The sequence below is a fragment of the Marinifaba aquimaris genome, from assembly GCF_013328345.1.
Classification (GTDB): Bacteria; Pseudomonadota; Gammaproteobacteria; order Enterobacterales; family Alteromonadaceae; genus Marinifaba; species Marinifaba aquimaris.
On the sequence record NZ_JABULX010000032.1, the window covers coordinates 31,031 to 46,648 of the forward strand.

Annotated in this window: 14 protein-coding genes and 1 pseudogene; 14 read left to right on the forward strand and 1 reads right to left on the reverse strand. The window is 42.1% G+C overall.

Annotated elements, in window-relative coordinates:
- Position 1: 1 nt before the first annotated feature.
- A complete protein-coding gene (gene lnt, locus HR060_RS16275) occupies positions 2-1,552 on the forward strand; it encodes an apolipoprotein N-acyltransferase (protein WP_246283199.1) in 1,551 nt (516 codons plus the stop codon).
- Between the two features lie 13 nt (positions 1,553-1,565).
- Here lnt and HR060_RS16280 read toward each other — a convergent pair whose 3' ends face one another.
- Complete coding sequence (locus HR060_RS16280) at positions 1,566-2,048, reverse strand: zinc ribbon-containing protein (RefSeq protein ID WP_174201349.1); 483 nt, start codon at positions 2,046-2,048, stop codon at positions 1,566-1,568.
- 203 nt (positions 2,049-2,251) lie between these two features.
- Between HR060_RS16280 and HR060_RS16285 the strand changes: the two genes are divergently transcribed.
- The 13 genes and pseudogenes from HR060_RS16285 to HR060_RS19890 all read left to right on the forward strand — a co-directional run.
- A complete protein-coding gene (locus tag HR060_RS16285) occupies positions 2,252-2,956 on the forward strand; it encodes a spondin domain-containing protein (RefSeq protein ID WP_174201350.1) in 705 nt (234 codons plus the stop codon).
- 9 nt (positions 2,957-2,965) lie between these two features.
- On the forward strand, positions 2,966-3,679 hold the full coding sequence (locus HR060_RS16290) for a spondin domain-containing protein (protein ID WP_174201351.1): 714 nt from the start codon (positions 2,966-2,968) through the stop codon (positions 3,677-3,679).
- Positions 3,680-3,739: 60 nt separating this feature from the next.
- Positions 3,740-4,507 (forward strand): winged helix-turn-helix domain-containing protein, encoded by a 768-nt coding sequence (locus tag HR060_RS16295; RefSeq protein ID WP_174201352.1) that lies wholly within the window; start codon positions 3,740-3,742, stop codon positions 4,505-4,507.
- 8 nt (positions 4,508-4,515) lie between these two features.
- Positions 4,516-6,003 carry a sensor histidine kinase gene (locus HR060_RS16300; protein WP_174201353.1) on the forward strand — a complete coding sequence of 496 codons (1,488 nt, stop codon included), beginning with the start codon at positions 4,516-4,518 and terminating at the stop codon, positions 6,001-6,003.
- Positions 6,004-6,259: 256 nt separating this feature from the next.
- Entirely contained in the window at positions 6,260-8,848 is a 2,589-nt protein-coding gene (gene leuS / locus HR060_RS16305; protein ID WP_174201364.1) for a leucine--tRNA ligase, read from the forward strand.
- Between the two features lie 39 nt (positions 8,849-8,887).
- Positions 8,888-9,424: an LPS-assembly lipoprotein LptE gene (locus HR060_RS16310; RefSeq protein ID WP_174201354.1), complete on the forward strand. Its 537-nt coding sequence runs from the start codon at positions 8,888-8,890 to the stop codon at positions 9,422-9,424.
- A 6-nt stretch (positions 9,425-9,430) separates the two neighbouring features.
- Positions 9,431-10,477 carry a DNA polymerase III subunit delta gene (gene holA / locus HR060_RS16315; RefSeq protein ID WP_174201355.1) on the forward strand — a complete coding sequence of 349 codons (1,047 nt, stop codon included), beginning with the start codon at positions 9,431-9,433 and terminating at the stop codon, positions 10,475-10,477.
- Complete coding sequence (gene nadD / locus HR060_RS16320) at positions 10,477-11,109, forward strand: nicotinate-nucleotide adenylyltransferase (RefSeq protein ID WP_174201356.1); 633 nt, start codon at positions 10,477-10,479, stop codon at positions 11,107-11,109. The genes holA and nadD overlap by 1 nt, the downstream gene beginning before the upstream one ends.
- Before the next feature lie 30 nt (positions 11,110-11,139).
- Complete coding sequence (rsfS, locus tag HR060_RS16325) at positions 11,140-11,478, forward strand: ribosome silencing factor (protein ID WP_174201357.1); 339 nt, start codon at positions 11,140-11,142, stop codon at positions 11,476-11,478.
- Between the two features lie 6 nt (positions 11,479-11,484).
- Complete coding sequence (gene rlmH, locus HR060_RS16330) at positions 11,485-11,955, forward strand: 23S rRNA (pseudouridine(1915)-N(3))-methyltransferase RlmH (RefSeq protein ID WP_174201358.1); 471 nt, start codon at positions 11,485-11,487, stop codon at positions 11,953-11,955.
- A gap of 58 nt (positions 11,956-12,013) precedes the next feature.
- Entirely contained in the window at positions 12,014-13,972 is a 1,959-nt protein-coding gene (gene mrdA / locus HR060_RS16335) for a penicillin-binding protein 2 (RefSeq protein ID WP_174201359.1), read from the forward strand.
- Between the two features lie 9 nt (positions 13,973-13,981).
- Entirely contained in the window at positions 13,982-15,097 is a 1,116-nt protein-coding gene (gene rodA, locus HR060_RS16340; protein ID WP_246283200.1) for a rod shape-determining protein RodA, read from the forward strand.
- A 105-nt stretch (positions 15,098-15,202) separates the two neighbouring features.
- Positions 15,203-15,377, forward strand: a pseudogene (locus HR060_RS19890) (helix-turn-helix domain-containing protein); the annotation flags it as partial.
- Positions 15,378-15,618: the final 241 nt, after the last annotated feature.

Below are 15,618 nucleotides of genomic sequence, written 5' to 3' on the forward strand. Positions count from 1 at the left end.
GATGATGAAAGCGCTTTCAATTGGCTGGCCGAGTATACTGGTTTTTATACTTGGCTGCCTAAGCCCACTCGCCTTTGCTCCCTATCATTTTTGGTGGTTGCCAATTCTGCAATTTGCTGGATTGTTTTACTGCTTAGAAAGTCAAAAACACAGTGATACCAAGCTCGCCTTTTTCTTTGGCCTAGGCTGGTTTTTTTCTGGTGTTAACTGGGTTCATATCAGTATTGATATGTTTGGAGGCATGCCTTGGCTAGTATCTATGTTGATGGTGCTATTACTGGCTGCTTATCTCGCTTTATTTCCTGTCCTCGCCGTCTGGCTTGCCCGGTATTTAGGGCAACACAACCACACTCGTCTACTGATTATTCCGTTTACATGGTTACTGGCTGAATGGCTGCGTTCATGGGTTTTAACTGGCTTTCCTTGGCTCTCAGTAGGCTATAGCCAACTTGATGGCCCATTAAATGCGCTGTTCCCGATCGTTGGAGAGTTTGGCGTTAATTTTGTATTGATTGCGCTTATCGCTTGGTCTGTATATTTACTAAAACACAAACACAGATTTGTATTTAAATCGGATCACCGGGCTAAGTTAATCGCTGCTGGTTTGTTTGGGCTTGTTATCGTCACTGTGCTCAGTCATTTTTACTCACCTTACAAAGAGACAAATAAGCAAGTGGCTCTGGCCTTAGTGCAAGGTAATATCGAACAAAGTAACCGTTGGCAACCTGAAAACATGATGCCGATTGTTAGAAAGTATATGGCATTGAGTGAACCGCATTATGCCGATGCCGATATTGTCATCTGGCCAGAAGCGGCGATTCCAATTGTTGAGCCTTATGCTCAAGATATTCTCAATCAACTTGACCCTATCATAGCTGCCAACCAAGCTGCTTTGATCACGGGTATTATCGATTACCATCAGCGCACGGCTAGTTACTTCAACGCGTTAGTGACACTGGGGTTAAAGCAATCAGCAGACGAGTTAGGGCATTATCAATATGGCCATGATAACCGTTTTGCTAAACACCACCTATTGCCAATTGGTGAGTTTGTTCCGTTTCAATCTTTACTCAGAAAAATTGCCCCGATATTTGATTTGCCACACTCTTCATTTAAGCGTGGTGAATATGTGCAAGATAACCTAATAGCGAAAGGTTACTCGCTATTGCCCGCGATATGTTTTGAAATTGTCTTTGCCGAGCAAATTGCAGCTAATTTAAAAGATGAAACTGACTTTATCTTAACCGTGAGCAATGATGCCTGGTTTGGTGATTCCGTTGGCCCACATCAGCACTTACAGATCGCCCGAGCAAGAGCGCTTGAATTTGCTAAACCTGTTGTCAGAGTAACCAATACTGGTATCACAGCGATTATTGATGCCAATGGCGATATAGTTGAGCAATTACCACAATTTGAAGATGGTGTTTTAACTCAGCGTTTAGCATTGCCTGAAGGTAAGAGTTTGTACGCACAATGGCAAAATAAGCCTATGTATTATTTGATGTTACTAGCATTTATTGCTTTTGTTTTTCGTCGATATCGTCAGTCATAGATATGTCTGACGACTAAACATGGCTTGATTGCCTAAGAAATTGCTCTGAACCGCACTCAATACAAGGTCTGATAGTTTGCACATGCTCGATAATCAATTGATGGCCACAGTTTTCACATTCTAGTTCGCCAAGAGCAATTTCTTCCCCCGCTTGATAAATACCATTGTGCTGAAAATCACTGGTTAATGCTCGCCATTCGAGTTGGGTCTTATCTGTCATCTCTAACAGCGTATGCCAGATTTGGTCTTTGATTCTCAGGTAATAGGGCGACTCTTTTAAGTCATTTTGTGAGGATAAGTAGAATTGTGCTAAGTCTCTTTGCAAGTAAAATATTTGTGTTTCTAAGGCTTCTTGGCCTACATCTAAGCCCGTTGTTGCCCATTCTTGCACAAAATCTACTCCTTGCGCTAAATCCTTTACTTCATGCTCTTTTACGTCATTTAGCCAGTCGTGAAACTGATTTAACAATGCTTGATAAGTCTTAATGGCATCCATAGCTAATACCCAATTGAGGTTCACTTCATTAAGTATAGCCAGTGGCTGATATTCAACCTGAAAAAATATGCACTAATTGATTTATCGCAAAGTTAATTTTAACCGTGATAATTTCGTAATAAACAAATGATGATTTTGTGACACCCGTTTGAGATTTACTTCCTAAATTGAAAAATGAGCTAATTAGCAATAGGAAGAAAACAATGAAAAAAACTTACCAACTAACTGCTTTAATGGCAGCGTTATCAATCAGTACTGCAGCTATGGCCGCTGATCTCGAAATCAGTGTGACAAACTTAACGCAGGGTATTCACTTCACTCCATTATTGATTACCGCACACACAGGTGATGCGCACTTATTTGAAGTCGGTCAAACTGCATCTGCTGAATTACAAGCAATGGCAGAAGGCGGTGATATATCTGGTTTAGCGGGTATTGCCGATAGCATTAGTGCCAACTCGCTCGCTAACCCCGCTGGCGGATTATTAAACCCTGGAATGACCGCTAGCGGTGAGTTAATGACTGATGATGGCAATATGTATTTATCTATTACCGGCATGATGTTACCGACTAATGACGGTTTTGTGGGTTTGGATAGCTGGATGATTCCATCCGATGCTGGTACTTATACTACCTACCTCAACGCTTATGATGCCGGCACTGAAGCCAATGATGAAATTCGTGGTTCGGGTGCACTGGGCATGCCAGGTATTCCTGTTCCACCACCATTAGAACCGCTATTAGGTGCAAATGGTACCGGTGTTACTAGTGAAGAAAGCAACAGCTATATACACATTCATCGCGGTAATTTAGGTGATGATAATGCAACCGGTGGTACAAGTGATTTCAACAATACTGTACATCGCTGGCTAAACCCTGTTGCAAAAGTAACGGTAACTGTTCGATAGGAGGCGGGTATGCGTAATTTATACAAACCAATTATTCCAACCTTAGCGACGGCTCTATTTTTGGTGGGTTGTGATGGTGACAGCAATAACGAGCTGAATTTAAATACTGCAAATGTTGAAATGGCTACACCTGTACCTGCTCAATATCAAATCACAGCAATTAACTTAACTCATGCTCAACCTTTATCACCCATTGCTATTTTGCTGCATAACGAAGGCCAAATTTGGCAAATAGGTCAGCCTGCGTCTAATGCACTTGAACAATTAGCAGAAGGTGGTCAAAACCAAGCCGTACTTGACCTAGCATCGGTTAACGTGTCGACGGAAGGTATCTTAATGCCAGGCATGAGTACGAGTATTTCGATCACCGCCGATGCATCAGATCCAAAATTATTAACAATTTCTAGCATGTTGGTGAATACAAACGATGCCTTTGTCGGTCTTAATGCGATGAGTCTTGCTGACTTAGCAGTTGGAGACTCAATAACAATGAGCGCAAATGTTTATGACGCTGGCACTGAAGCCAACTCTGAAGCATCTGGCACTATCCCTGGACCTGCCGATGGCGGTGAAGGTTATTTACCAGAGCGAGATGATGTTGATTTTGTCGCTATGCACGCAGGCGTAGTAGGTGTTGATGGTGGCCTTTCCACTTCAGTACTCAGTTCTGTGCATAAATTTGATAACCCAAGTGTGCGATTTATTGTTAGCCGAATAGAGTAAACACTCAAAGTCATGCCTGTATTTGAGTGTTTTAGACTAACTCAAATGCAGGTAGGCATTATGACTGAAAGAGTATTGATTGTTGAAGACCAAGCCGATATTGCCGAACTAATAAAAGTGAATTTGGCAGACTTGGCGATTACTACAGAACATGCCGATGACGGAGCCATCGCGCTTGAAATGGCTTTAGAGCAAGATTTTGATTTGATTCTACTCGATATCATGCTGCCAAAAGTCAGCGGCCTTGATATTTGCCAAAAGGTTCGTCTATCTAAACCAGAGCAAGCCATTATTATGCTGACTTCCCGCAATAGTGAAGCGGATCGCGTTGTTGGGCTTGAGCTTGGCGCGGATGATTACCTCACTAAGCCATTCAGCATACGCGAGCTACAAGCGCGAGTCAGAGCGCAATTAAGGCGAGTGGCGTTGATGAGTCAATTACATGCCCAGCTCGCTCAGCCACAAGTGGTATTAGCGGATGATATTGCCCAAACACAGATGATTTCGAGCAGCAATATTGAACTGGGCAAGCTGACGATTAATCTAAAAAAACACCAAGCGTTTTTGGACAATCAAGAACTCAGTTTAACGAGCACTGAATTCGAGTTATTACATTTTCTGGCATTACATCCTGAACAAGTTTTTTCCAGAGAGCAGTTACTTAACTCTGTTTGGGGCTACCAGCACTCAGGTTATGAACACACGGTTAACTCTCACATCAACCGTCTGAGAACTAAATTGGAGTGCAGTGTCAGTGAACCCAAAATCATTCAAACCGTTTGGGGGGTGGGCTATAAATTCAATCCTCAAGGCGTATTACACGATTAGGTAAAGCCATGAAAATCTCTCTTTATCAGAAACTTGCACTGGCCTTAGTTTTATTGTTTCTTATTTTAACCAGCCTGGTATTGCTTTGGAGTCAGCACTTAACGAGTCAAACCAAAGCGGAAAGTGAGCAACGCTTACATTTAGCTTTAGCTGAACATTTGGCGCAAGATAACCCTTTATTGGCCAAAGGCGTTTACGATTATTCGGCATTGAAAAACCTCTTTCATACACTGATGTTATTGGGGCCAAGCTTTGAATTTTACTACTTAGATCCAGCGGGTAAGATTCTTACCTATTCAGCTGAACAAGGAAAAGTGAAGCGCAGCCATGTTGATTTATCTCCGATTAAACATCTGATTGCAGGACCTGATGCCTTACCTTTGTACGGCGATGATCCGAGAAATGAGTCTGGGCAAAAGATCTTTTCCGTCGCACCGGTTTACGCTCAAGATGAACAGAGTAAGCAACTTCAAGGGTACCTGTATGTCATTATTGGCGGAGAGATCCACGATAATATTTTTTCCAGCTTAAAAGCAGATGAAAACTTCAAGCTACAAGTGAGTTTAGCGCTCGCCGCGCTGTTGTTTTTACTTTTGGTTATTCTAGGTTTTATTCACTATTTAACCCGACCGTTAAAGCGTTTATATGAGGATATGAAAGCCTTTAAACTCGGTGAGGAGCTGGATAGTAATCGCTTTGTTGGTTGGCAAAATCAACCCGCAAATGAAGTGGCTACACTAGGGCAGGGGTTTTATCAGATGGCTGAAAAGATCAACCACCAGTATCAGCAATTGACTGAATTAGATAAACAAAGACGCGAATTATTAGCGGACTTATCTCATGATTTGCGAACTCCTTTAGCTTCTTTACAGGGTTATATTGAAACGGTGGCACTAAAAGGAGAGAACTTAACTGAGCAACAGCGACAAGATTTTCTTAATGTGTCATTAAAAAATGCATGTGACTTGAAAAAGCTTATCGATCAAATCTTTGAGTTGGCTTACTTAGAAGGTGGACAAGTTAAAGTCAGTAACGAGAGTTTTGATTTAACCGAGCTGCTGTACGATATCAAAGCGAAATTTGCCTTAAAATCAGAGCAAAAACAGCTCAGTATTGAGATTGAACCTGCTGAAATAAACTGTTTAGTAAATAGTGATTTAGCTAAAGTAGAGCGTATTTTGTCTAACTTGATCGACAATGCTATTCGGCACACCAAAGAGCAAGGACAAATTAAAATTATTATCGATACTGAATCGGACAACAAAGTGCAAATCAGTGTTGCTGATAATGGCGTCGGTATCAGCGAGCAAGAAGTTGATTATATTTTTGATACTCGATATCGCGCCTCTAATACCCAAGGCAAAGCCAATCACAATGCCGGGTTAGGGTTAGCCATTACAAAAAAATTGGTTAACTTATTAAATTCGGATATCTCGGTGCAAAGCCAGCTTGGTAAAGGTACGGCTTTTAGCTTCTATTTATCGCCTCAAAATTAACGCATATCTACATTAAAGCTGAGTGAAGCACTCAGCTTTTCTTATTTCTGGTCTCTCTCATTTGCAATGAATATATCGGCTCGATAACTTGCAAATTTCTCATGGCTAATTCATTAAAGTTCTAGTTTGCATCATCTAGCTAAGGTATCCTATGGGGCTATTTTAAGAACCATAAGTTATCGGGTTTGCCGTTAATTAGCTCAGCAAACGCGTTAACCATCTATCATTTGACAAGATCCGAAGAATCAAAATGACAATGCATGAAGAGTACAGCCCTCAGCAGCTAGAACAAGCTGTTCAGAAATACTGGGAAGAAAACAAAACATTTGAAGTTAAACATGAAGCAGACAAAGAAAAATTCTACTGCTTATCTATGTTCCCGTACCCGAGTGGTAAATTACACATGGGCCATGTTCGTAACTACACCTTAGGTGACGTCGTTTCTCGTTACCAACGCATGTTAGGTAAAAATGTTATGCAACCTATGGGTTGGGACTCTTTCGGTTTACCTGCTGAAAATGCGGCTCTTAAAAACAACACCGCCCCAGCTAAATGGACTTACGCCAACATCGATGACATGAAAGCGCAATTAAACAAGTTGGGCTTTGGTTATGACTGGTCTCGCGAAGTGACTACTTGTACACCTGAATACTACCGTTGGGAGCAATGGTTGTTCACTAAGCTTTATGAAAAAGGTTTAGTCTACAAAAAAATGGCGACAGTTAACTGGGATCCGGTTGACCAAACTGTACTTGCCAATGAGCAGGTTGTTGATGGCCGAGGCTGGCGTTCAGGTGCATTAGTTGAACAAAAAGAAATTCCGCAATGGTTCGTTAAAATCACTGATTATGCGGAAGAGCTATTAAATGATATTGACCAATTAGAGGGGTGGCCTGAGCAGGTTAAAACCATGCAGCGCAACTGGATTGGTCGTTCTGAAGGTTTAGAAATTGATTTCCATATCTCTAGCCTTGAACAAGACTTTACGGTTTATACCACTCGCCCTGATACTTTATTAGGTGTGACATATGTAGCACTTGCTGCACAGCACCCATTATCACTAAAAGCGGCAGAGAGTAATCCTGAATTAGCTGCGTTTATCGAAGAGTGTAAAAACAACAAAGTAGCGGAAGCCGATATGGCGACCATGGAGAAAAAAGGTGTTGATACCGGTCTTCGTGCTATCCATCCATTAACAGGTGAAGAAGTACCTGTATGGGCTGCTAACTTCGTATTAATGGATTATGGTACGGGCGCTGTGATGTCAGTTCCGGCTCACGATCAACGCGACTACGAATTTGCACAAGCTTATAACCTACCGATTAAACAAGTGATTGATGCTGCCGAAGGCCAAGAGCCGGCTGATGTATCAACTGCTGCTTACACTGAACGCGGTGTATTAGTTAATTCTGGTGAGTTTGATGGTTTAGATTTTGATGGTGCGTTTAAAGCACTTGCTGCCAAACTAGAAAGTTTAGGTAAAGGTAAAGTAACCGTTAATTATCGTCTTCGTGATTGGGGTGTGTCTCGTCAGCGTTATTGGGGTGCTCCAATCCCTATGATTAACCTAGAAAATGGTGACGCTGTACCTGTTCCAGAAGAGCAATTACCTGTCGTATTACCTGAAGATGTTGTGATGAATGGTGTGACTTCACCAATCAAAGCCGATCCTGAATGGGCAAAAACAACTTATAACGGTGAACCAGCGTTACGTGAAACGGACACGTTCGATACCTTTATGGAGTCGAGCTGGTACTACGCGCGTTACTGTTGTGCAACTGATGATACGCAAATGTTGGATCCGGCTGAAGCTAACTACTGGCTACCTGTCGACCAATACATAGGTGGTATTGAACACGCTATCTTGCATTTATTGTATTCGCGCTTCTTCCATAAGTTATTACGCGATGTAGGTTTAGTTGATTCTGATGAGCCATTCAAGCGCTTGCTTTGTCAAGGTATGGTATTGGCCGACACTTACTACCGTGAAGATGACAACGGTGGTAAATCTTGGTATTCACCAGCTGATGTTGATTTAGAATATGACGAAAAAGGCGGCGTTAAGTCAGCCACTTACAAGCCAGACGGTCAGCCTGTTATTCCTGCTGGCACGACTAAAATGTCAAAGTCTAAAAACAACGGTATCGACCCTCAATCGGTAATCGATCAATATGGTGCTGATACAGTTCGTTTATTTATGATGTTTACTGCTCCTCCAGAGCAAACACTAGAATGGTCTGATTCAGGTGTAGAAGGTGCGCACCGCTTCATCAAACGTTTATGGCGCGCTGTGTTTGAGCACACAGATAAAGGTGCAGTTGAAGCACTAGACAAAGCTAATTTAACAGGCGAACAAAAAACACTTCGCCGTGAACTACACAAAGCCATTGCAAAAGTATCAGATGATTTTGGCCGTCGTCAGACGTTCAATACTGCTATCGCTGCGGTAATGGAGTTACTAAACAAGCTGAATAAGGCCTCTACAGAAACAGCTCAAGACAGAGCGATTATGCAAGAAGCTTTAGAAGCGATTACTTTATTGCTTAACCCAATTACGCCGCATTTATCTCATGCGTTATGGGCTGCATTAGGTCAACAAAGCGCTGTTGAAACTGCGCCTTGGCCAGTTGCTGATGAAGCTGCTTTAGTGGAAGATGAGAAGCTAATCATCGTTCAGGTCAACGGTAAGTTACGCGCTAAGTTAACAGTAGCCGCTGATGCAGGTAAAGAAGCGGTTGAAGCCCTAGCTTTAGCTGATGAGAATGTTGCTAAATTCACTGATGGCAAAACTGTTCGCAAAGTGATTTTTGTTCCAGGTAAGTTACTTAATATCGTTGCAAACTAAGCGTGATGATTTCATCACGCCTTCTATAAGGTCCGTTCGATGTTCAAAACATCTATTAAGCCTTTACTAAAACAAGCCAGCATATTATTGCTGGCTTGCTTGATTGTAAGTTGTGGGTTTCAAATGCGCGGTAGCTATCATGTACCGGCACATTTAAAAAACTTGTGTTTACAAGCAGATAGCGAAAAGCCATTGGTTAAAGCTTTACGTGAACGCCTTAAACTATCTGGCGTACAGTTAGCCGACAATGATATTGCCGCGCAAGTCAGTGACAGTGAATGTGCGCAATTGGTTTTGCTAAGCGATACGCTTGAGCGCAGAACATTGTCCCTGTTTCCCAACGCACAGGTTGCTGAATATCAACTTATCTATCAGGTCAAATATCTAGTCGAATTTGATTCAGCTCGTGGCACTGAGCGTCAAATTGAAGATTTTGAATTTGAAATCTACCGTGATTATCAAGACGACCCAGATCGCGTATTAGCTAAATCACGCGAAATGAAATTAATCTTATCTGAAATGCGTCAGCAAGCTGCAGATAGGATCGTTCGTTCTTTATCTGCGATTCAATACTAGAGTTTTATGCGCGTTTATTGGGATAAACTCAGCCAGCAAGTTCAACAAGGTTTGCCACCTGTCATCATGCTATTTGGTGATGAGCAGTTTCAGCTGCAGCAGGCCTTAGATCAAATACGCCAAGCCGCCAAAGCACAGGGTTGTGAAGAGCGAGTGCGCTTTACTCACGACAATCAGTTTAATTGGCAGTTGTTATTTGATGAGGCACAAGCGTTATCTTTGTTTGCAACTCGCAAGTTGATTGAAGTTGAAATAGCAAATGGCAAGCCAGGTAAAGAAGGCTCGGCACAATTAAACGCTTGGGCTGAACTCCCTAACAATGAGCACATCTTGCTATTGTGGGGCGGTAAAATAGAAAAGGCGCAAACGAACAGTAAGTGGTTCAAGACACTTGATAAATTAGGCTGGTTTGTCCCTGTTTATGAAATTGATTCACAGCGTTTACCTCAATGGTTGCGCAATCAATGCCAGCAAGCGGGTGTGCAAATTACACCTAACGCTATTAATTTAATGACACAAATGTTCGAAGGCAATTTACTTAGTGCCGCTCAAGAAATCACCCGTTTAGCCTTACTTTATCCGAACCAAACGGTTGATGAAGAACACATTCGCGATGCCGTTTCTGATCAATCTCGATTCTCAGTCTTTCAATTAGCAGATGATTTGCTACAAGGAAACTTTGCCAAAGCGATTCATATTTTAGAGCGCTTGCAAGGTGAAGAATTAGAGCCTGTGATCATTAGCTGGGCCTTGCAAAAGGAAGCTGATTTACTGGTTCAACTTCATTTAGCCCAGCAGCAAGGGCAAAACTTAAAACAAGCCTTTAGCCAGTTGAGAATTTGGGATAAGCGCCAACCGCTTTATCAAAAAGCGTTGCAAAGATTAGATTTAGCTCGGTTAAAAGCGTTAAGTTCTGCATTAGCTGACTTTGATTTGGCTTATAAAAGTCAAGGGATGTCATACCCTTACACGCAAATTGCTCATTGCTGTGCTTTGTTCACGGGGAGCGAACAACTTGCTCGTTTCAATCAGATGATGCAGGAGACAAATTGATGCAGGCACCAGTATTAGTCGTCGGTGGCACTTTTAACCCGATCCACTTTGGCCATTTACAACCTGCTATTGAACTCGCCGATAAAATCAGTGCCGCTGAAATCAGGCTGATCCCTAATCGCTTTCCTCCACACAGAGAAAAACCGGATACCAGCGACAGCGATAGATTGAACATGTGCCAGCTAGCAGCGCAGTTAGATCCACGTTTTATCGTGGATGATAGAGAGCTGATAAAGAGTGCTACGTCTTATAGCATTGATACACTTATTGAGTTAAACCAAGAGCTACAACAGCCGGTTTGCTTTGTCATGGGAATTGATGCGTTTAATCATTTGGATTCCTGGCATCGTTGGCAAGAATTATTATCGCACTGTCATATTATTGTTGCTAAGCGCTCAGGTTATAGTGTTGATATCAGTAGTCGACTCAATAGTTTTTTTTTAGCACATAAAGCAGAGCATTCAATTGAATTAAGCCAGAGTAAATTTGGTAAAATTTACTTAGCGAAAACCAGTAAGTTAATGATTTCTTCAACTTACATCCGTCAGCGATATCAAGCTGAAAAAAACTCAGCGTGCTTGTTACCACAAGCCGTTAATGATTATATTTTGAGCCATAAGCTCTATACTTAAGATACATTTAATTTTAGGAGCAATTGCATTTTGCAAACAGAACAACTCGTCACTTTTTGCCAAGAAAAATTAGAAGATATGAAAGCCCGTGATATTGAAATCATGGATGTTAGAAATAAATCTACGATCACTGATTTTATGATCGTTTGCTCAGGAAACTCAAAAACGCATGTTAAGGCGATTGCACAAAACGTAGAAGTTGAAGCAAAAAGAGCAGAGCAACAACCTTTAGGGATTGAAGGGGCAGAATTTGGTGAGTGGGTTGTAGTGGATTTGAGCAGCGTTGTTGTTCATGTCATGTTAGATGCACAACGCGACTTCTATCAATTAGAAAAATTGTGGGGTCAAGATTCCCCATCGGCTGAATAACCCGATATGAAAATCCAACTCATTGCAGTCGGCACAAAGATGCCGGCTTGGGTGACACAAGGTTTTAATGAGTATCAGCGACGCTTTCCACGTGATTGTGCATTAGAACTGATTGAGATCCCTGCGGGTAAACGCGGTAAAAACGCCGATATTGCTAGAATTCTTGCCAAAGAAGGTGAGCAAACACTTGCTGCAATTGGTAAAGGGAATCGCGTGGTGACACTCGAAGTGACAGGCAAGCCTTGGTCAACCCCTGAACTTGCTAAGCAATTAGATGTTTGGCAACATGATGGACGTGATATCAGTTTACTGATTGGTGGGCCTGAGGGGTTAGCACCAGAGTGCATTGCTTTATCTGAGCAAAAGTGGTCATTGTCGAACCTCACATTACCGCACCCTATGGTGCGTATTTTAGTGGCTGAAAGCTTGTATCGCGCTTGGAGTGTAAACCAGAATCACCCTTACCACAGAGAATAATAATTAAGGTAATCATCATGGCTGTTAGCCTGGCTGTTGTTTTACAAGGTCGTGTGCAATGTGGGTAAAGCGCCGAGTTGCAATACGTGACCATGCCGCTGAAGCAAACTTATTCACCCGTCGTGCCAGTATTGCATTGGTCGGGGTGTTATTTCTCTTATTCTTACTTTTATACAAAGCTTACAAGCTTCAAGTTGAGCAATTCAGTGATTTCCAAACGCAAGCTGATGGTAACCGAATTAAAGTCCAAGCGGTTGCGCCAAACCGCGGTTTAATTTCTGATCGAAACGGTAAGTTACTCGCGGTCAATAAACCTGTCTATAACTTAGATATCATCGCTGAAGAAGTTGATGATATGGATGTGTTGATTGAGGAAATTGGTCAACTGATCAATTTAGAAGAGCGTCATATCAAACGTTTTCGCCGAGACTTAAGAGGCACTTCTCGTTTTAACCCTGTCACCCTTAAAACCCGTTTATCAGAACAAGAAGCCGCGGTTATTTCTGTCCATCAACACAAGTTCCCCGGCGTCATTATCGATGCCGTATTAAAACGAAATTACCCGTATCAAGAAACACTGACTCATGCTGTCGGTTATGTTGCAAAAATCAACCCTAAAGACAAAGCAAAGTTAGAAGCTGAAGAGAAAACTGCCAATTACAAAGCGACAAAAGATATTGGCAAGCTAGGGCTAGAAAGGTATTACGAAGAATTATTACACGGTCAAGTTGGTTATCGGAGAGTGGAAGTTAACAACCGAGGACGCGTGATCCGCGAGTTGGAAATGGAAGAGCCTATTCCAGGGGAAAACCTGATCTTGCACTTAGACCTTGAGCTACAGCAAATGGCCCAGCAGCTATTAGAGGGGCACAGAGGCTCGATTGTGGTATTGGATGCACAATCAAACGGTATCTTTACGCTATATTCCAACCCTAGCTACGATGCCAATTTATTTGTCCATGGAATTAGTTCAAAAAACTACCGCGCTTTACTTAACTCCAAAGATAAACCTTTAATTAATCGAGCCACTCAAGGTCGGTATGCACCCGCATCAACCGTTAAACCACACATTGCGCTATTGGGGTTAGATGAACAGTTAGTGACGGCCGAAACGCGTATGCGCGACCCGGGGTTTTATCAAATTAAGGGCATTGACCATAAATATCGTGATTGGAAAAAATACGGTCATGGTTGGGTCGATGTCTACAAGGCAATTGAAGAGTCTTGTGATACTTACTTCTACGATCTGGCACTTAGGCTAGGTATCGACAAAATTTCAGAAAAGATGAACCGCTTTGGTTTTGGTGAACAAACCGGCATTGATATTTTTGAAGAAACGGGGGCGGTTATGCCTTCACAAGGTTGGAAGCGAGCGCGTTGGCGCCAACCTTGGTATGCAGGTGACACAATTTCTATTGGTATTGGCCAAGGCTACTGGACAGCCACTCCTTTGCAAATCGCTCTATCGACCAGTGTTCTGGCCAATCGTGGACAATTTTTTGAGCCAAAATTACTAGCCGCGATGCAGCATCCTAATGGCGAAATAGAAAGAGTGCCTGAACAAGACAGACCACCATTGGTGTTAAAAGATGATAGTCATTGGCAAACTATTATTGATGCGATGGACAATACGCTGAACAAAGAAAATGGCACCGCTTATAAAGCCTTTAAAGATGCAAAATACCGCGCTGCTGGTAAAACCGGTACTGCGCAAATTATTAGTATTGCGCAAGATGCAGAATATGATGCAGATGCCATTGATGAACGATTTAGAGATAACGCATTATTTGTTGCGTTTGCCCCTATTGAAAAGCCTGAAATTGTTGTTGCTGTGATCATGGAAAATGTAGGCGGGGGGAGTTCCAATGCAGCCCCTGTCGCCAGAAAATTGATGGATCATTACTTTGATCATAAAAAGCCAAGCGCATTTCACCAAGCGGATATGGAATATAAATTGGCGAATAACAAAGATATTGAAATTGAGGGCTTGTTGACTAGCCAAGTCACTGCGGACTAGGAGCTTATTTTGGATAACCCTGAACGAGAGAGAAAAAACTTCTGGCAACGTATTCACCTCGATTTACCTTTGCTAACGGCCTTGTTGTGTCTGATGGGTCTGGGGGTTGCCGTTATTTACAGTGCTGGCGGTGGTGATACTGGGCTGATTATTCGCCAATTGACCCGACTGGGGTTAGCTATTGTTGTGATGCTTGTTGTCGCACAGATCCCGCCTGCTTTTTACCAGCGCTGGGCAGTGCCGCTGTTTGCTCTTGGCTGCGGCATGCTAGTTGCGGTATTACTGTTTGGTCATGTTGGTAAAGGTGCACAAAGGTGGTTAGATATTGGTGTTACCAAGTTTCAACCCTCTGAGATAATGAAACTTGCTGTACCTATTATGTTGGCTTGGTTTATTAGTAGAAAACCATTACCGCCTACTTTTAGAGATGTTTTTATTGGTTTTGTCTTGGTGCTTACCCCCACTTTATTAATCGCCAAGCAACCTGATTTAGGTACATCTTTACTTATTGCAAGCTCTGGTATTTTTGTTTTATTTCTTGCAGGTTTAAGCTGGAAAATAATAGGTGGAATGGTTTTAGCCTTCTCGGCTTTTTTGCCTATTATGTGGTTTTTTATCATGCATGCGTATCAAAAACAGCGGGTGTTAACTTTCCTCGATCCACAACAAGACAAATTGGGCTCGGGCTACCATATTATCCAATCGCAAATCGCCATCGGCTCTGGTGGTGTTTCTGGTAAAGGTTGGCTCAATGGCACGCAATCACAGCTTGAATTTTTGCCTGAGCGACATACTGATTTTATCTTTGCCGTATTTGCTGAAGAATTTGGCTTGTTTGGTATTTTATTTTTACTGGCACTTTACCTTTATATTGTTGGTCGAGGTATGGTGATTGCAATGCGTGCACAAGAAGCTTTTACCCGCTTATTAGCTGGTAGTATTATGCTGACTTTCTTTGTCTATGTGTTTGTTAATATTGGTATGGTTTCTGGCTTACTGCCTGTAGTTGGGGTGCCCTTACCTCTGGTCAGTTATGGAGGTACCTCAATGCTGACCTTAATGGCAGGTTTCGGTATTGTGATGGCTATTTCTACTCATAGACGCTTGCTCCACAATAACCGCTAAATTGTGATTTTAAATAAAAAAGCCGACTTATCGTCGGCTTTTTTATTTGCTCTGACCCGTCCTGAATAAGGTTGACACTTTTCCAACTTCAATTTGGAGAAGATAATGAAACCAATAACTAAGCGTACACAAAAAGATTATTCACTTGCCTTTAAATTATCCGTCGTTGATAAAGTAGAAAAAGGCGAATGTACTTACAAACAAGCGCAAGACCACTACGGTATTCAAGGTGCTTCAACCGTTTTAACTTGGCTTCGCCGGTATGGTCAACTAGATTGGAGTAAAGGTACACCCAATCATATGAATGAGCTTCCCCTTATGTCTAAACCCAATGACTTAACACCTGAGTAAAAAATCAAAGCCCTCGAAAAAGAGCTAGAAGATACCAAGATAAAAGCACAATTCTTTGAAACGATAGTCGATGTACTTGATAAAGATTTCGGAGTACGTATCACAAAAAAGCAACGCAACGCGTTATTGAAGAAAAAAACATAACCAAGCTATCTGTCAGTAGAGCTTGT